Source organism: Aestuariirhabdus litorea (assembly GCF_003864255.1).
In the GTDB taxonomy this organism is placed as follows: domain Bacteria; phylum Pseudomonadota; class Gammaproteobacteria; order Pseudomonadales; family Aestuariirhabdaceae; genus Aestuariirhabdus; species Aestuariirhabdus litorea.
This window is the reverse complement of the sequence record NZ_QWEZ01000002.1, coordinates 838,144-854,861: the sequence shown is the minus strand read 5'-3', so window position 1 is coordinate 854,861 and position 16,718 is coordinate 838,144. Positions and strand designations below refer to the sequence as shown.

14 protein-coding genes are annotated in these 16,718 nt (G+C 60.8%); 7 read left to right on the top strand and 7 right to left on the bottom strand.

Annotation, left to right across the window (positions count from 1 at the left end):
• Positions 1–14: 14 nt before the first annotated feature.
• Together D0544_RS14045 and D0544_RS17195 are read left to right on the top strand one after the other, a co-directional pair.
• Complete coding sequence (locus tag D0544_RS14045; RefSeq protein WP_125017212.1) at positions 15–2,048, top strand: MtrB/PioB family decaheme-associated outer membrane protein; 2,034 nt, start codon at positions 15–17, stop codon at positions 2,046–2,048.
• Positions 2,049–2,377: 329 nt separating this feature from the next.
• Positions 2,378–2,545, top strand: a complete 168-nt coding sequence (locus D0544_RS17195; RefSeq protein ID WP_164880938.1) for a hypothetical protein — start codon at positions 2,378–2,380, stop codon at positions 2,543–2,545.
• Positions 2,546–2,885: 340 nt separating this feature from the next.
• Here D0544_RS17195 and ppx read toward each other — a convergent pair whose 3' ends face one another.
• Positions 2,886–4,418, bottom strand: coding sequence for an exopolyphosphatase (gene ppx, locus D0544_RS14040; RefSeq protein ID WP_243647342.1), 1,533 nt, complete (start codon positions 4,416–4,418; stop codon positions 2,886–2,888).
• 191 nt (positions 4,419–4,609) lie between these two features.
• On the opposite strand from ppx, the gene trxA reads away from it, so the two are divergent.
• The 4 genes from trxA (at position 4,610) to D0544_RS14020 (ending at position 8,962) form a co-directional block, all read left to right on the top strand.
• Positions 4,610–4,936: a thioredoxin TrxA gene (gene trxA / locus D0544_RS14035; protein ID WP_125017210.1), complete on the top strand. Its 327-nt coding sequence runs from the start codon at positions 4,610–4,612 to the stop codon at positions 4,934–4,936.
• A 242-nt stretch (positions 4,937–5,178) separates the two neighbouring features.
• Positions 5,179–6,438 (top strand): transcription termination factor Rho, encoded by a 1,260-nt coding sequence (rho, locus tag D0544_RS14030; RefSeq protein ID WP_125017208.1) that lies wholly within the window; start codon positions 5,179–5,181, stop codon positions 6,436–6,438.
• Positions 6,439–6,473: 35 nt separating this feature from the next.
• Positions 6,474–7,943 (top strand): 4-hydroxy-3-polyprenylbenzoate decarboxylase, encoded by a 1,470-nt coding sequence (ubiD, locus tag D0544_RS14025; RefSeq protein WP_125017206.1) that lies wholly within the window; start codon positions 6,474–6,476, stop codon positions 7,941–7,943.
• On the top strand, positions 7,940–8,962 hold the full coding sequence (locus tag D0544_RS14020; protein ID WP_125017204.1) for a 2Fe-2S iron-sulfur cluster-binding protein: 1,023 nt from the start codon (positions 7,940–7,942) through the stop codon (positions 8,960–8,962). The genes ubiD and D0544_RS14020 overlap by 4 nt, the downstream gene beginning before the upstream one ends.
• Before the next feature lie 26 nt (positions 8,963–8,988).
• On the opposite strand, the gene D0544_RS14015 is transcribed toward D0544_RS14020, so the two are convergent.
• From D0544_RS14015 to D0544_RS13990, 6 genes are all read right to left on the bottom strand, one after another.
• A complete protein-coding gene (locus tag D0544_RS14015; RefSeq protein ID WP_125017202.1) occupies positions 8,989–10,200 on the bottom strand; it encodes a heme biosynthesis HemY N-terminal domain-containing protein in 1,212 nt (403 codons plus the stop codon).
• Positions 10,197–11,486, bottom strand: coding sequence for a uroporphyrinogen-III C-methyltransferase (locus tag D0544_RS14010; protein WP_125017199.1), 1,290 nt, complete (start codon positions 11,484–11,486; stop codon positions 10,197–10,199). The genes D0544_RS14015 and D0544_RS14010 overlap by 4 nt, the downstream gene beginning before the upstream one ends.
• Before the next feature lie 11 nt (positions 11,487–11,497).
• Positions 11,498–12,298, bottom strand: a complete 801-nt coding sequence (locus D0544_RS14005) for a uroporphyrinogen-III synthase (protein WP_164880937.1) — start codon at positions 12,296–12,298, stop codon at positions 11,498–11,500.
• Complete coding sequence (gene hemC, locus D0544_RS14000; protein WP_207905888.1) at positions 12,276–13,199, bottom strand: hydroxymethylbilane synthase; 924 nt, start codon at positions 13,197–13,199, stop codon at positions 12,276–12,278. The genes D0544_RS14005 and hemC overlap by 23 nt, the downstream gene beginning before the upstream one ends.
• A gap of 133 nt (positions 13,200–13,332) precedes the next feature.
• Positions 13,333–14,070 (bottom strand): LytR/AlgR family response regulator transcription factor, encoded by a 738-nt coding sequence (locus D0544_RS13995; RefSeq protein WP_125017195.1) that lies wholly within the window; start codon positions 14,068–14,070, stop codon positions 13,333–13,335.
• Positions 14,067–15,161 (bottom strand): sensor histidine kinase, encoded by a 1,095-nt coding sequence (locus D0544_RS13990; protein WP_125017192.1) that lies wholly within the window; start codon positions 15,159–15,161, stop codon positions 14,067–14,069. Before D0544_RS13990 ends, D0544_RS13995 begins: the two co-directional genes overlap by 4 nt.
• A gap of 140 nt (positions 15,162–15,301) precedes the next feature.
• Between D0544_RS13990 and argH the strand changes: the two genes are divergently transcribed.
• Complete coding sequence (gene argH, locus D0544_RS13985; RefSeq protein ID WP_125017190.1) at positions 15,302–16,705, top strand: argininosuccinate lyase; 1,404 nt, start codon at positions 15,302–15,304, stop codon at positions 16,703–16,705.
• Positions 16,706–16,718 lie beyond the last annotated feature (13 nt).

Sequence of the window (16,718 nt, the reverse complement as noted above, 5' to 3'; positions counted from 1 at the left end):
CAGGGAGAAGAATCATGAACACTTATAATGGATTTAAGCTTCTTCCGCTGTGCGCCGCTGTTGGCGTGGCCATCAGCGGAATGGCCTGGGCCGAAGAGGAAGAGCTCAAGCCCTACACCGAGCCCGACAGCAGCTTCTCGCTCGGTGCCGGCTGGGTCAGCGATGATAACTACTACTTCAGCCAGTACAGCCGCGCCGACGACAAGGGCTTCTACCCCCTGTTTGGCGCCGATATCAACCACCGTGACGACGACACCGGCACCTGGATGCGCTTAAGGGCCAATACCGGAAGCCTGAGTTTCGAGCATAACCGCCAAGGGGATTGGAAGTACTCCATTGGTGTCGATACGATGCGCCGTAACTACCCGTATAACTACAATACGACGCTCAAAGGTTCCACCAAGGAAACCCAAGATGTTTCCGGCACCGGTCTACGGGATAAAGACTACAAGGTGACTCGCGATAATATCCGCTTTGGTGCTACCAAGTGGATCGACGAAAACTGGTCAGTAAACGCCAAATTCCGCAGCGAGAAGAAGAAAGGTGCTCGCCCCATGGGGGCCGGCTACTTTGCTGCTCCCCCGGTGTTTTTTACCGAGCCGGTTGATGCCAACACCCAGGAATTTGATGCCTCTGTAATGTTCACCGGCGAAAAGCTCCAGGTACAGGCGGGTGCTTACATGCTGCACTTCGATAACAAGAAGAAGGCTGTTTACCTGATGGATGGGGGGGTTCCTTATGACCTGCCAGGATTTGGGCCACCCAATGTTGACGACTACGTAAACGCTCTGCCTCTGGATAGCACTTCCTGGCAGGGCTACGTAAACGGCGGCTACAACTTCACCACTACTACACGGGGTGATTTCCGTATCGCCTACGCCAAGACCACCCAGGACGACTCCTTCTATATGCCAACCGAGGTTGGTAACTATGGAGATCTGGATGGTGAGGTTGCCGAGACCAACGTTAAACTGGGCATTGTCTCTCGTCCGATTAACAAGCTGACTCTGCGAGCTACCTATCGTTATCGCGACAAGGACGACGAAACACCTGAACGTCAATACAAAGGCGGCTCACCCGCCGACGCGGACGATAAGTACGTTCAGCGTGACCTGACAACCCATACCCTGGAGACAGAGGCCAGCTATCGGTTACCGATGAACTGGAAGCTGACCGGCATGGCTGGGTATGAAAAGATCAAGCGCCCTGATGATGTCACCGGTAATATCGATAAGTACAAAGAAACGGAAGAAAACAGCTTTGGCGCTCGCGTCAACAAGCGTTTTCTCGACAACCTGAGTGCGAGCTTGCAGTATGAATACAAGGATCGCGATAACTCAGGCCTCGAGAAGTCCAGCGCCCAGGTTGACGATTTCGACCCTATCTACACTGCTAAGCGCACCCGCAACGAGGGCAAGCTACTGGTTGACTGGTCTCCTGTTGAGACTCTGTCCACTCAGTTCCTGCTGAAGGCCTACAATGATGACTTTGACCTCAGGAATCAGTTGGGTGTGGATGAGATCGAGGGCTACCTGGTTTCCCTCGATGCCAACTATGCCCTCAACGATGACTGGGAGCTCAATGGCTGGGTATCGACCGACCAGATCAAGCAGAAGCAGTACAACGGTGGTTACCCTCGAGGCTTACCAAACCCCACACCTGCTGATAGACAGGACTTTAAAGCCGAACTCAAGCAGAAAGGGGTTGCTTTTGGAGTTGGCGCCAAAGGGGCGATCACCGAGGACCTGAAGGTAGGTATTGAATACAACTACCAGAAGGATAAAAATGAGTACGATCAAACCAATATACTCAACACCACGGTGGAAGACTTCGATTCTGTCGAATACAAGCAGCAGAAAGTGAGGTTGTTTGGTGATTATCAAATTGATCAGCAATCCAGCCTTGGCCTCAGCTACAGCTACAACAAGCTGAAGAATGACGACTGGAACTATGATGGTTGGGTCTACGATAAAGGCAATACCGTTGATCAGGACGACAACGAAATTGTCCACTTTATCGGCGCATCTTACCGCTACAGCTATCAGTAACGGTTAAGGATGTTCACTTAAGGCGCACCCCGGTGCGCCTTTTTTATTGCCTGTAGGTTGGCCTTCAGGCCGACATTGGGCGGGTTCATGGGATTGTCGGGCTAAAGCCCGACCTACAGCAACCTACAACGACCTACACCTCCCTGCCAGACCTAGATAAGCGCTCGGATTATCCACCTGTAGGTCGGCCTTCAGGCCGACAATGGGCTAATTCAAGCGATAGTCGAGCCATGGGACTGTCGGGCTGAAGCCCGACCTACAGCCCATCCCACCCGACCTGCAACCGATAACCTAAACTGTTTTGAGATGCCAAAGGGCTGGAGACAAGGATGTCTTACAACCAACTACGTATCGGCCGTGTTTCCCAAACCGGTCGCGATTATTTCATCACCACCCTCACCCACCGGCGCAGACCGGCTTTTGCGGATTTTTCAGCCGCTCGTACCATGCCGGTCTGTAGGGAGATTCTGGTGCAACAGTTGAGTTTAGAGGCTTAACGGATTTTACCCTGCAAGCCGGCGAGCAATGGGGAAAGGGGGCGATTAGGCCCGCAGGGGCGAGACAAGGATGTCGAGCCGTTTCGTGGGGGCAGGAGCCCCCTCGAAACGCCCGCCCCCTTTGCCCATAGCGCAGCGCAGCCGCAGGCCGGGTTGGTGGGGCCCAGCGGGGATTCTTAAGGGGGCGCTGGTCGCCCCCTTAAGGCACCCGTCGGGGTGCATCCCGACAAAATGCCAGTCGCCAGACTAGGAGTGCAGGACGGCCTGCAGGCCAACACCCCACCAAGCCGCTTCCTACACTGGACCCTCGCCTTAAATGGGGAAAGGAAACAGGTAACCCCTACTGCACCAGCAGGCTATACCCCGCCACCGCCAGCCGCTCCACCTCGCGCGCAAAATCGGCGCGGATCAAGGGGTGTTCATGCAACCAGCCGCTGCCCAGGTCAAGGGTGAGCCGGGTCCCCTCTACACTGAGCTGGTATTCGGGTAGCGTGTCCTCACTGCGGATATGGTTCAGCACAATCGACAGCCGCAGCAGGATCGTCAGCCGCACCACACGCTCACGGTAGTAGGGCGACATATTTTCATAAAGATGCATCGGCAACGAGCGCCGGTGACCCCGAATCAGCAGTGCAATGGCGCGCTGTTCGTAGCTGGTAAATCCGAGCATATCGGAGTGACGAACCAGGTAGTCACCGTGCTTGTGATAACGGGTATGGGAGACCGCCATCCCCAGCTCGTGCAACCAGGCCGCGGTACTCAGTATCTCTCGCTCGTAGGCCCCCAGGCGCCAGCTTTCCGCCACCTGCCGAAAACAGACCAGCGCCTGTTTTCGCACCCGGCGCGCGTGCTTCTTGTCCACCCGGTACCGTCGCATCAGGGCGTTGAGCGTCCGCTCACGCACATACTCGTGCTGCTGGCTGCCCACCATGTCGTAGAGCAGCCCCTCTCGCAGGGCACCATCGGAATACTGCATCCGCTTAAGCCGCAGGGCATCGAACACAGCCGTCAGTATGGCGAGCCCGGCGGGAAAGATATTGGCGCGGTCCGGCTTCAGCCCTTCCAGCTGAATCTGGTCCACGTGGCCGATCTCGATCACCCGCTGGCGCAGGGTCTCCATGCCGGCGCGGGTGATCCCCTGCTGGGTCACACCGCCCGCCACCAGCACCTGCTCGACGGATTTAATGGTGCCGGATGAGCCCAGCACCTCGTCCCAGCCCATGCGACGGTAGTTCTTCAGCACATTGAGCACCTCCAGACGCGCCGCATAGTAGGCCTGGTCGAAACGCTCCGCCGTGATCACTCCGTCAGGGAAAAAGCGCGCGCTGTAGACCACACAGCCCATATGCAGGCTTTCCAGCAGCTTGGGCTCAAAGCGCTCACCGATAATCAGCTCGGTGCTCCCCCCGCCAATGTCCACCACCAACCGCTGGCCATGGTCGTCCGACTGGGTATGGGAGGCCCCCAAATAGATCAGTCGTGCCTCTTCCCGGCCGCTGATCACCTCGACCGGGCATTTCAGGATGGACTCGGCGGTACGGGTAAACACCCGGCGGTTCCTGGCCATCCGCAACGCCTTGGTACCCACGATTCGGATCAGGTCGGGCTTCATCCCCTCGATGTACTGGGAAAAACGCCGCAGGCAGGCCCATCCCCGGCGCATGGCGCGCTGGTCCAGGTTGCCCTCTTCATCGATACCCGCCGCCAGCTGTATCTTTTCACCGATCCGCTCAATGGGGCGAATCTCACCCTCCTCATAACGGGCCACAATCAGGTGAAAGCTATTGGAGCCCAGGTCTATGGCAGCGATCAGGCCAGGCGTCTTGTCATCCTGCCTTACTGCCTGAGTTTCCATCGCTTGTTGATTTCCCATCAATACACCGCTCTCCCGTCACCACACAGACCCTGTCGCCAGCCCCTACGGACTTGAAATAGCCACAAACGGAGCCATATTAGCTTAACAGAGTAAAACCTCTTTGCATCAGAAACCTGGGCGCCCTATGCCCGCCAAAGGAGCGATGCTATCATGGATAAAATTTAAACCTGCAAACCGGAGATGAATAGATGAGCGAACATATCGTCAACGTGAGCGATGCGTCTTTTGATGATGAAGTCCTTAAAGCCGAAGGCCCCGTACTGGTCGACTACTGGGCCGAGTGGTGTGGCCCCTGCAAAATGATCGCGCCGGTACTCGACGAGGTTGCCAAAGAGTACGAAGGCAAGCTCAAGGTTTGCAAAATCAACATCGACGAAAACGAAGCGACCGCGCCCAAGTACGGCGTGCGCGGCATCCCGACCCTGATGCTGTTCAAGGCGGGCAATGTTGAGGCCACCAAAGTAGGCGCCCTCTCCAAGTCCCAGCTGACCGCTTTCCTCGACAGCAATATCTGAGGACGCAGGCCCCGTTCCCTCTGGGTTCGGGGCAACTTCACGCAGGCCACAAATAGGGCCCGGTACTGGACTCCACCCCTTTTCAGTGGTAGATTGCCGCTACACCTTCCGCCGCTCCTGCGGCACCTTCATAAGAAACACATAAAAACACCAACCACTCCTGCAGACTCCACCTGACCTCAGGAACTCTCCGCTGCTGCCGGATCTCCGCACAGCTCCATAACACTCTCTTTGTACCCACTATGAATCTTACCGAACTTAAGAAAAAACCCGTCCAGGCACTGCTCGATATCGCTACCGAAATGGGCCTCGACAACCTCGCCCGCTCCCGCAAACAAGATGTCATCTTTACCATTCTGAAGCGCCACGCGCGCAGCGGTGAGGACATCTATGGGGATGGCGTACTGGAGATCCTGCAGGATGGCTTCGGCTTTCTCCGTTCTGCCGACAGCTCCTACCTGGCCGGTCCCGACGATATCTACGTTTCTCCCAGCCAGATTCGACGCTTCAACCTGCGTACCGGCGACACCATCTCTGGCAAGATCCGCCCCCCCAAGGATGGCGAACGCTACTTCGCCCTGTTGAAGGTCAGCGAGATTAATTTCGATAAGCCGGAAAACGCCAAGAACAAGATCCTGTTCGAAAACCTGACGCCCCTGTTCCCCAACGAGCGACTGGTAATGGAGGCCGGTAACGGCTCCACCGAAGACCTGACCGCGCGAACCATCGACCTGGTCGCACCCTTCGGCAAGGGCCAGCGCGGCCTGATCGTCTCCCCGCCCAAAGCGGGTAAGACCCTGATGCTGCAGAACATTGCTGCCAATATCGTTCGCAACAACCCCGATTGCCACCTGATCGTACTGCTGATCGACGAGCGTCCGGAGGAGGTGACCGAGATGTCCCGCTCCGTGCGCGGCGAGGTGGTAGCCAGCACCTTCGACGAGCCCCCCGCACGCCACGTGCAGGTGGCCGACATGGTGATCGAGAAAGCCAAGCGCCTGGTGGAACACAAGAAGGACGTGGTGATCCTGCTCGACTCCATCACCCGTCTCGCCCGTGCCTACAACACCGTTATTCCCTCCTCCGGCAAGGTACTGACCGGTGGTGTCGATGCCCACGCCCTCGAGCGCCCCAAGCGCTTCTTTGGTGCGGCCCGTAACATCGAGGAGGGCGGCAGCCTGACCATCATTGCCACCGCCCTGGTGGAGACCGGCTCCAAGATGGACGACGTGATCTTCGAGGAGTTCAAGGGCACCGGTAATATGGAGCTTAACCTCGACCGCCGCATCGCCGAAAAGCGCGTGTTCCCGGCCATCAACATCAACAAGTCCGGTACCCGCCGCGAGGACCTGCTGGTGCCCGAAGAGGAGCTGCAGCGAATCTGGATCCTGCGTAAGATCCTGCATCCGATGGATGAGATTGCCGCCATCGAGTTCCTGCTGGACCGCATGAAAGACAGCAAGACCAACGAGGAGTTCTTCCTGTCCATGAAGCGCAAATAGCGCGGACAGGAGACCTTCCGGCACGGCACTGACCGATGAACTATCGCGACCTGCGTGACTTCCTGCGCCAGCTCGAGGAGCGGGGCCAACTCAAGCGGATCCAGCTTGAGGTGGACCCCTACCTCGAGATGACCGAAATCGCCGATCGGACCCTGCGCCAGAAAGGGCCCGCCCTGCTGTTTGAAAACCCCAAGGGGTTTGACACACCGGTGCTGGCCAACCTGTTTGGCACCCCCGAGCGGGTGGCCCTGGGCATGGGGGCGGAGTCGGTTGATGCGCTGCGCGAGATCGGCAAGCTACTGGCCTACCTCAAGGAGCCGGAGCCCCCCAAAGGGGTGCGCGACGCCCTCGAAAAGATGCCCCTGTTCAAGAAAGTCCTGAGCATGAGCCCCAAGGTGGTCCGCAAGGCGGCCTGCCAGGAGGTGGTGATCGAGGGCGATGCGGTTGACCTGCACAGGCTGCCGATCCAGACCTGCTGGCCCGGCGACGCCGCCCCGCTGGTCACCTGGCCCCTGGTGATCACCCGCGGTCCCCTCAAGGAGCGGCAGAACCTGGGAATCTATCGCCAGCAGCTGATTGGCCGCAACAAGCTGATCATGCGCTGGCTCTCCCACCGTGGCGGCGCCCTCGACTTCCGTGACTGGCAACAGCAGCACCCGGGCGAACCCTTCCCGGTGAGCGTGGCACTGGGTGCCGACCCAGCCACCATCCTGGGGGCGGTAACGCCGGTTCCCGACAGCCTGTCGGAGTACGCCTTTGCCGGCCTGCTGCGAGGCAGCAAGACCGAACTGGTGAAGTGCCTCGGCAATAACCTGCAGGTACCTGCCAGCGCCGAGTTCGTGCTGGAGGGGCATATCTACCCCGACGAGATGGCCGATGAAGGCCCCTTTGGCGACCACACCGGCTACTACAACGAGGTGGATCGCTTCCCGGTCTTTACCGTAGAGCGCATCACCCACCGTCGCGACCCGATTTACCACAGCACCTATACCGGCCGTCCACCCGATGAACCGGCGGTGCTTGGGGTAGCTCTGAACGAGGTCTTTGTCCCCATCCTGCAGAAGCAGTTCCCGGAGATTGTCGACTTCTACCTGCCTCCGGAGGGATGCTCCTATCGCCTGGCGGTGGTGACCCTGCGTAAACAATACCCGGGGCACGCCAAACGGGTGATGCTGGGAGTCTGGTCCTTCCTGCGCCAGTTCATGTACACCAAATTCATTATTGTCTGCGATGAGGACGTTAATGCCCGCGACTGGAACGACGTGATCTGGGCCATGACCACCCGCATGGACCCTCGCCGCGACAGCGTATTTGTCGATAATACCCCCATTGACTACCTCGACTTCGCGTCCCCCGTGTCGGGCCTCGGCTCCAAGGTGGGCTTCGATGCCACCAACAAATGGCCGGGGGAAACCGAGCGCGAGTGGGGGGAACCGATCCGCATGAGCGATGCGATCAAGGATCGGGTTGACGCAATCTGGGATGAGCTTGGCATCGAGTCGTGAGTTATCGCCTGAGCATTGCCCCTTCGTCGGAGAGCATCCTCCTCGATGACGCCTTGAGCCTGTTGGAAAACCTGCGACAACAGGGCTACCAACTGCCCTCAAGCTGCCGTAACGGCAACTGCTATATTTGTGAGACCACACTGCTGCGTGGCGAAGTTGAATCCCGTCAGGGCCAGCGCAGCTCAGCCAGTGAAGGTCCACAGATCATCTACAGCTGTATCAGCTACCCCCGTAGCGACCTTGAAATAGCCGCCCCAGGATTGAGGCGGCCAGGAGAATCAAGCATGACCCCACTGGCCTGCCAGGTGCAATCCATCGACCGACTGAGCCACAATGTCTACCGCGTACTGCTGAAGGCGCCAGCGGGAAACCTTCCCGTTTTTCACGCCGGACAGTACCTGATGCTGGAGCTGGAGGATGGCCAACAGTGCCCCTTCTCCATCGCCAGCGCCCCCGAGCGCCTCTCCCACCAGCGGGAGATCGAGCTGCATATCCAGCACGCGCCGGGCAGCGAGGTATCGGACCGCATCCTGCAAAAGGTGCAGCACAATCCGGTCGTACGGGTGCTGCTGCCACAGGGTAACTGCCACCTGCAGGCGATCCCCCCAACCCCTCTCGTGTTCCTCGCCGCCGGCACCGGATTTGCCCAAATGAAGGGGATGATCGAACACTGCCTTGAACAGCAGCACCTGTTGCCGCTTCACCTCTACTGGGGTGTGCGCAAGGTTGAGCACCTCTATATGGCGGAGCTACCCTACCGCTGGTCCCAGCAGTCCCAGCAGCACAGGGTGACCTTTCACCCGGTGATCAGCGATGAGGTAGACGCCGACTGGGAGGGACGCTGCGGGGCACTGCACCATGCGGTGGTCGAGGACCTGCAGCAGCTTGGAGACGCCCATTTCTATATCTGTGGATCTCCGCAGATGGTCTACGCCAGTTTTGACGATCTGGTGGAGGCGGGCGTTGAACCCTCCCGCATCCACTCTGATGTGTTTGACTACGCCCCCCGCCAGGGTTAGGCAAACCCGGTCAGGGTACTCTGCTGTCAGGGCTGGCGCGTCGCCAGCTCCAACCCCTCTCGAAAATAGCGAGTACTGGCTTCGTGCTCGCCGAGCTGGGCCAGCAACTGTCCCAGCTCATTGCAGGCAACGGTGCTGCGGGACAGTTTCAGGCTGCGCTCGAAGCTCTCACGAGCCTTACCCCACAGCTCATTGGCGCAACAGATCCGGCCGTGGGCAATCAGCAGCACCGGGTTATCGGGGTGCTCCTTCAACAGCCCCTCGGTTTTGATCAACTGGGCGGCAGCATCGCTGCTACGTACCCGCCCGTAAAGCGCCATCAGGCGATCACTGTAGCGGCGGCGCAGCACACTCGACAGCAGCTGCTCGGCCCGGTCCCATGCTTGCAGTCGGATCAGGCAGTGGGCGCAGTGCTCAACCAGCCGTTCATCCTGCTTCTGCTTACGGCTCAGGCTATCCCAGAGTGCATCCACTGGCTGCAGGCGGTTTTCATCCTTGCCGGCCCGTAACCCCCGCTCGCAGGCCTGGGAAAACAGTTGCTCGTACGCCTCCCCCTGCAGCTTCGATATCTCCTCCGCGGGCAGCACCCGGTGGCGCTCCAGGATGGGCAGCAGCCGCTGCAGGCTCTCCCACTCATGCAGGCGGTAGTAAACCCGCACCAGTAGCTTCAGCATATAGGGGTGTCTCGGCACCTTGCGCCGCAGCTCGTTAAGGGCCGCCAACGCCTGCTCGAGCTGACCGCTGGAGAGGTGCAGCTGGGCCTGGGTAATGCCTACCGCTACAGTGGCCCCCGGCACCTCGGCATCGGCACGGCGCAGATACTCACCGGTCAGGGGCTCATCCCCCATCAGGTGGGCGGCGCGGGCCGCCGCCAGGTAGTTCACCAGAGGAGACTCCCCTTCCGCCGCCGCTTTTCCCAGCTGCCGATGCGCGGTGCGCCAGTTACCCTTGATCAGGTTAAGCAGGCCACGGGAGGCGTTGATTCGGGCCCGGCGCCGGCGACTGCCCGCCGTTACCGGCACCACCAGGTTAAAAGATCCGAGGACCACCCACAGTAGCGCACGGATTACCCACAGGGCTGCGAACAACACCAGCACCAGTACCAACCCCATCCAGAGGGTGGTTTCGAAGGTAGTGTCCCCGTAAGCGATCAGAATGTAGCCGTTGTCCAGCACCATACCGTTGGCCACCAGCGCCGTTACAAACAGCGCCAGCAGCAGCATCAGGAACCATTTCATTGGGCACCCCCGCGACGATGGAGCTGCTCGTTAAACGCCTTGATCGCCTTAAGCGAACCGCTGATATCGGGCCGCTCGGGATCCAGTTGCAAGCGCTGCAACTGCTCAATCTGCTGCACCATGGAGAGGGCGGCCTGGGTATTGTGGGAGAAATAACGCTCGAGCCACTCCAGGCTGGCGCTCAGGCTGCTATCAAACACTCGCTGCTGGCCTTTTAGCAGCGCCAGCTGAGCCTGCTCCATCATCAGCCGCAGGTTTTGTCGCAGGTAGACCTCTTCATCCGGGGTCAGCAGCTCCTGCAGGGGTTCGCTGCGCTGGGTATTAAGGCGGAAATAACCACTGAACCGCTCAAAACTCGCCTGCGCCCGTACCATCAAACGCTGCCACAGGGGGGCATCCCCATCGATGACCGTCTCCGGGGCGGGAGGCTGTGTACGCTGGTAACCACCCACTGGCAGCAGCGGCAGGGACATCGACTGTTGAGACAGTGCGGCCAGTTGCAGATAGACCCCCTCGCGATCCACCCGGGGTACCGCTCGAATCGCCACCAGGTCCGCCGCCAGCGCTTCGCGCACGGGGAAGAGGGAGACATTATCCAGCTCGCGCACAATGCGATCGGCGCTGCTGAGCAGGGCCTCTACACCGGTGACATCCCCCTCGGTTAAGAGGCGCTGGTTCGCCAGTCGCAGCAGATACTCCACCTCGGCCAACTGCCAGTCCTCGCGGCTGGTCCGCTGCAACTCGTTGAGCTGGTTCTGTAGCCGCTGGCTATCCTGGGCAAAGGCATCGATGGCCGCCTGCAGTCGCTGCTCAAAGCGGCCCTGCTCATCGGCACGCAACGACAGGGTCGACAACTCCTGGCGCAGGGCGCGGCTGTCCGCATCAATGCGTGACTGGAGGTTTTTCAGCCCCTCATTGAGCTGCTCACCGCTGGCAGGATAGGTACGGTGCTCGAGGTAATACTGGATATTGCGATCCATATAGACCAGCGCCACCACCCCTCCACAGGCGACCAGCGCCAGCAGGAGAGCCAGCAGGGCTAGCCAGAGGCGGTGACTGACAGGCGCAACCTTTTCCCCGGCCATGGCTGAGGGCTGTGCGGATAAGGGCTCGGACGCGGCCGGTTCAGGCTCGGCTACCGCCGCGGTAGTTTGGGGGGAGGCACTCGGCGCATCCCCTGCCCCCACCGCAGGCCGGGATGATTCGATTGATTCGCCGGTCGATCGCTCGGTGTTCTCCTGCTCCGAGGGCTGCTCGCTATCCTGCTGTCCACGCTTCTTGCTCATGGTATCCCCTGTTAGCTTTGTCCTGCCTTCACCTGTAATGCCAGGTGCTGCACTGATTCCATTATGGCTGAATCTCCCGCTCCGTCACTGACCGATACCGACGCAAAGCCCCGATCCGCCATTAACTGGGCCACCCGCAGGCTCGGTACCAGCAAGTGGATTGAAGCGCGCCGCTCCCTGTCCACCAGCTCCAGCAGCCGTTCGGCGATACCGCCACTGGTGGCGATCGCCAGATTGATCCCTTGTGCCGCCAACTCGTGGGAGAACACCTGCGGGTCGTAGTCGATCGGGTAACGCTCATAGACCGGCAGCTCAATCACCTCGGCACCGCGGGCGCTCATCTGCTCGGCCAGGTGTTCACGCCCCCCCACCCCCTTGACCAGCAGGATACGCTGCCCCCACAGGTTGGCGAACTCCGGCAGGCTCAACAGGGCCTCGCTGTCGGTTCCCGCCTGTGCAAAGCCGGCATCGACCCCAAATCGAGCCAGCTCCTCGGCGGTTCCTCCGCCGATGGCAAACCAGTCAATGGCCATCGGCAGTTGCGGCCAGTAGCGGTCGATCAGCTCACCCCCAAAGCGGGCAGCAGGGCGACTGATAAAGATCAGTTTCTGGAAGCGGTCGAGATCGAGGATTGTGCCCCGCACGGCGTCGCTCTCGGCCAGCGCCCGCGGCTCAATCAGGGGACGCAGAAGAGTGCGGGCCCCGGCAGCGCACAACCGCTTGCCCAGACGCTCTGCCTGCTCAGCGGGACGGGTGACCAGCACCCGCAGCCCCTGCAGCGCGGCCATCTCAGTCGTGATAGAGCTCGGCAAGGATCTCACCGGCCCCCTGGCTGAGCAGGTCCTCAGCCACATCCACACCAACCCGCTCGCACTCCGCCACCGGACCGCGCAGCTCGCTGGTCAGCACGGTGCTGGCATCGGGACGGGCGACCAGCCCACGCAGGTAGATCTCCTCACCCTGCTGCAGGGCAAAGCTGGCGATCGGCACCTGACAGCCCCCCTGCAGGTGCTTGTTCATGGCGCGCTCGGCCAAAACGCAGTTGGCAGTCAGCTGGTGGTGGAGGGGCTTGATCAGCTCAAGGGTTGCGCTGTCGTCCATGCGGCACTCGATACCGACGGCCCCCTGGCCTCCGGCGGGCAGGCTCTGCTCGATATCGATAAAGTCCCTGATGCGATCCTTGAACTCCAGGCGGATCAGGCCGGCTGCCGCCAGGATGATGGCGTCGTATTCACCCGCATCGAGTTTAGCCAGGCGGGTGTTGACGTTGCCGCGCAGGAAGTTAATGGTGAGGTCGGGACGCAGCTTCAGCAGCTGGCACTGGCGGCGCAGGCTGGAGGTGCCCACCACCGCGCCCTGGGGAAGCTCATCGAGGGAGGCGTAGGTGTTGGAGACGAACGCATCACGGGGGTCCTCACGCTCGCAGATTACTGCCAGGCCAAGCCCCTCGGGGAAGTCCATCGGCACATCCTTCATGGAGTGCACCGCGATATCCGCACGCCCCTCCAGCATCGCCGTTTCCAGCTCCTTGACGAACAACCCCTTGCCGCCAATCTTGGCCAGGGGAGCATCGAGGATGCGGTCACCACGGCTGGTCATTGCCACCAGCTCCACTTCCAGCCCGGGGTGGGCGGCCATCAGACGGCTTTTGACGTGCTCGGCCTGCCACAACGCCAGTGCACTCTTTCGGGTCGCAATACGGATCTTTTTCACGTTTGATTCCAACAATTAATCACTCTGACAAGAAGCGCCCTATGATACGGCAGGGTCCGCCATTACGCACCCTTGGCGGGGGCGCAAAGCTGCAATCGTTGACCCAGGTTCTGTTTCAGGTGGCCGTCCGGCGCTAGAGGCGCTGCATCAGGCGCCGGGTCGCCGCCACATGGCGCCGGCTCACCTGCAGGGGCTCCTCCTGCCCCTCAAGGTAGAGCTGGTAGTGTCCCTGGGGAGTCCGCTCCAGCCGGTCAATGGCCCCGCAGGCCACCAGGGCGTTGCGATGGATGCGCACAAAGCGCTCACCAAACTCCGACTCCAGCTCCTTGAGGGTGTCGTCGATCAGCAACTCTCCCCCTTTGTGGCGCACCGTCACATACTTGTTGTCGGCGACAAAGCAGATCACATCGGCGAGGGGAATCAGCTCGATCCCCTTGTGGGTACGCGCGCTGATATGGCAGCGCTGCCCTGTCCCTTCCTGCTGCTGGGAGAGGGCCGCCAGCTGCACCCGGTTGGCACGGCGGGCGCTTTCAAGCGCCTTCTGCAACGCCTCCTGCCTCACCGGCTTGAGCAGATAACCCACCGCCTGCACCTCGAAGGCCTCGATGGCGTATTCGCCATAGGCGGTACAGAAGATCACCGCCGGGGGCGCCTGCAGGGCACAGAGATGACGCGCAGCCTCCATGCCATCCATGCCGGGCATACGAATATCCATCAACACCACATCGGGATGGTAACGCTGCACCAGTGTGATCGCCTGCTCACCGTTGCAGGCCGCCTCGTCCAGCACTTCGTAACCATCGCACTGCTCCACCATGCGGCGCAGGCGGTCACGGGCCAGGTGTTCATCGTCGACCAACAGTACCTTCACCGGGCTCCTCCTTCACCGACCCGCTCCTCCAGGGGCTGGCAGGCATAACTTAACCACACCGTGTACTGCTGATGCTCCTTGATCCGGGTCATCTTAGCGCCCTGCCCATACAGCGCCCGCAGGCGATCCTCAATATTGGCGAGGGCGATCCGGTTTCCACTCGCCCCCCCGGCTGCGCTACCTGCTGGCATCGGATTGCTCACCCTCAGGTTGAGCACACCCCGGCGGTACTCACCGGCAACGGTGACCGTGCCCCCCTCCGTGAGCGGTTGCACCCCGTGGAGGATCGCATTCTCCAGCAACGGCTGCAGGGTCAGGGGCGGTACCGGCATCCTTTCGCACTCCGGAGCCAGTTTCCACTCCACCCGCAAGCGCTCCCCCAGCCGCAGTCGCTCGATTCTGAGATATTGGCGGCACAACTCCAGCTCACGCCCCAGCGTCACCTCGCTAATGCCTTGCTGCAAACTGGCCCGGAACAGCTCCGACAGGTCGATCACCGCCTGCTCCGCCTTATCGGGGTCAACCGCAATCAGGCTGGCGATGCTGTTCATGCTATTGAACAGAAAGTGAGGATGTATACGCGACTGCAACGACTGCAAACGCGCCTGCAACTCAGCCTTCTGCTGGCGGTGCAGCTCGTGCTGCACGTACAGGTAGCGCAGCACCATGCCGGTGATGATAAGGGCAATCAGGAGGTTACGCAGCAGCGGCCAGAGTTCGAGGTTGAACCAGAAGGCGTTCAGCGGCAGGGGCAGCACCAACCAGCGCGAAGCGAGGGAAAAACAGAGGGTCACCAGGCTCACCAGCAGCAGGCACACCATCACCGCCTGGGACAGCGGCCGGCGACTGAGCCAGTCCCGCAACAGACACAACAGGGCCGTGCTGCTGAGCATGATCCACTGCACGAAAAGCGACGAGATCGCCAAGTAATCCCAGTCGATTCCCTGGCTGGAGGAGGCCGCCAGCACCTCCACCAGCACCAGAAGCTCGGTGATCAGGATCAGCGCCAGAACAACGGGGGTGCGACAGAGATCGGGCAGGAAAAAATCCTGCTGTTCGGCTCCTTGGCGATGGCGGTTATTCCCTTCCATATCCGGCAGATTACAGGCCGGGGGGTGCAATGCAAAGCCTCCCTACCAATACCCATCACCCAATGCGCAAAACTGATATAATTGTCCGGATTTTTTCACCCTGCGGGGCCAAGCGGAGCCCTCAAGACCAAGGAAGCAGCATGAGCAGCGACGAGCAGAAGACCAACCAGCAATGGGGCGGCCGGTTTAACGAACCCACCGACGCCTTTGTAGCCCGATTCACCGCTTCGATCGACTTCGACAAGCGCCTCTATGCCCAGGATATCCGGGGCTCCCAGGCCCACGCCCGCATGCTCAACAAGGTCGGTGTCCTCTCCGACGAAGAGCTCAAGGCGATCATCGAGGGCCTCGACCAGATTCGTGGCGAGATCGAACGCGGCGAGATCGACTGGTCGATCGAGCTGGAAGATATCCACATGAATATCGAAGCTCGCCTCACCGACCGCATCGGCATCACCGGCAAGAAGCTGCATACGGGTCGCTCCCGTAACGACCAGGTCGCCACCGACATCCGCCTCTACCTGCGCGACGAGATCGACCTCCTGCTGGCTGAAATCACCCGCCTGCAACAGGGTTTGCTGGAGGTGGCCGAGCGCGAAGCCGACACCATCATGCCCGGCTTCACCCACCTGCAGACCGCCCAGCCGGTCACCTTCGGTCACCACCTGATGGCCTGGTTCGAGATGCTTTCAAGGGACTACGGCCGCCTCAGCGACTGCCGTGCTCGCCTCAACTACTCTCCACTGGGAGCGGCGGCCCTGGCCGGCACCACCTACCCGATTGACCGCGCCTACAGTGCTGAGCTGCTGGAGTTCAGTGCCCCCACCGCCAACTCCCTGGACTCGGTCAGCGACCGTGATTTCGCCATCGAGTTCTGCGCCGCCGCCAGCCTCATCATGACCCACCTGTCGCGCATGTCGGAGGAGCTGGTGCTCTGGACCTCCGCCCAGTTCGACTTCATCGACCTGCCAGACCGTTTCTGCACCGGTTCCAGCATCATGCCGCAGAAGAAGAACCCCGATGTGCCGGAGCTGGTTCGGGGCAAAAGCGGACGCGTCAATGGCCACCTGATCGCCCTGCTCACTCTGATGAAATCCCAGCCCCTGGCCTACAACAAGGACAACCAGGAGGACAAGGAGCCGCTGTTCGATACCGTGGACACCCTCAAGGGCTGCTTGCGGGCTTACGCTGACATGGTGCCCGCGATCCAGTCCAAGGGCGAGCAGATGCGCGAAGCCGCTCGTCGCGGTTTCTCTACCGCCACCGACCTGGCCGACTACCTGGTGCGCAAGGGGATGCCCTTCCGCGACGCCCACGAGGTGGTGGGCAAGGCGGTCGCCCTGGGGGTCAAAACCGGTCTCGACCTGGCCGAGATGGAGCTGGCGCAACTGCAGCAGTTCTCCGACACCATCACCAGTGACGTGTTCGACGTACTGACCCTGGAGGGCTCGGTCAACGCCCGCGACCATATCGGCGGCACCGCCCCGGCCCAGGTTCGCAGCGCGGTTGCCACCGCCCGCGCGCAACTCGCGGCCCGCGCCTAGGCCTGAGCGCCGC

What these genes read in the sequence shown, in the direction of transcription:
- D0544_RS14045 (WP_125017212.1), top strand. Translation starts at nt 15, where the DNA reads ATGAACACTTATAATGGATTTAAGCTTCTTCCGCTGTGCGCCGCTGTT.
- D0544_RS17195 (WP_164880938.1), top strand. Translation starts at nt 2,378, where the DNA reads ATGTCTTACAACCAACTACGTATCGGCCGTGTTTCCCAAACCGGTCGC.
- ppx (WP_243647342.1), bottom strand. Translation starts at nt 4,418, where the DNA reads ATGGGAAATCAACAAGCGATGGAAACTCAGGCAGTAAGGCAGGATGAC.
- trxA (WP_125017210.1), top strand. Translation starts at nt 4,610, where the DNA reads ATGAGCGAACATATCGTCAACGTGAGCGATGCGTCTTTTGATGATGAA.
- rho (WP_125017208.1), top strand. Translation starts at nt 5,179, where the DNA reads ATGAATCTTACCGAACTTAAGAAAAAACCCGTCCAGGCACTGCTCGAT.
- ubiD (WP_125017206.1), top strand. Translation starts at nt 6,474, where the DNA reads ATGAACTATCGCGACCTGCGTGACTTCCTGCGCCAGCTCGAGGAGCGG.
- D0544_RS14015 (WP_125017202.1), bottom strand. Translation starts at nt 10,200, where the DNA reads ATGAAATGGTTCCTGATGCTGCTGCTGGCGCTGTTTGTAACGGCGCTG.
- D0544_RS14010 (WP_125017199.1), bottom strand. Translation starts at nt 11,486, where the DNA reads ATGAGCAAGAAGCGTGGACAGCAGGATAGCGAGCAGCCCTCGGAGCAG.
- D0544_RS13990 (WP_125017192.1), bottom strand. Translation starts at nt 15,161, where the DNA reads ATGGAAGGGAATAACCGCCATCGCCAAGGAGCCGAACAGCAGGATTTT.
- argH (WP_125017190.1), top strand. Translation starts at nt 15,302, where the DNA reads ATGAGCAGCGACGAGCAGAAGACCAACCAGCAATGGGGCGGCCGGTTT.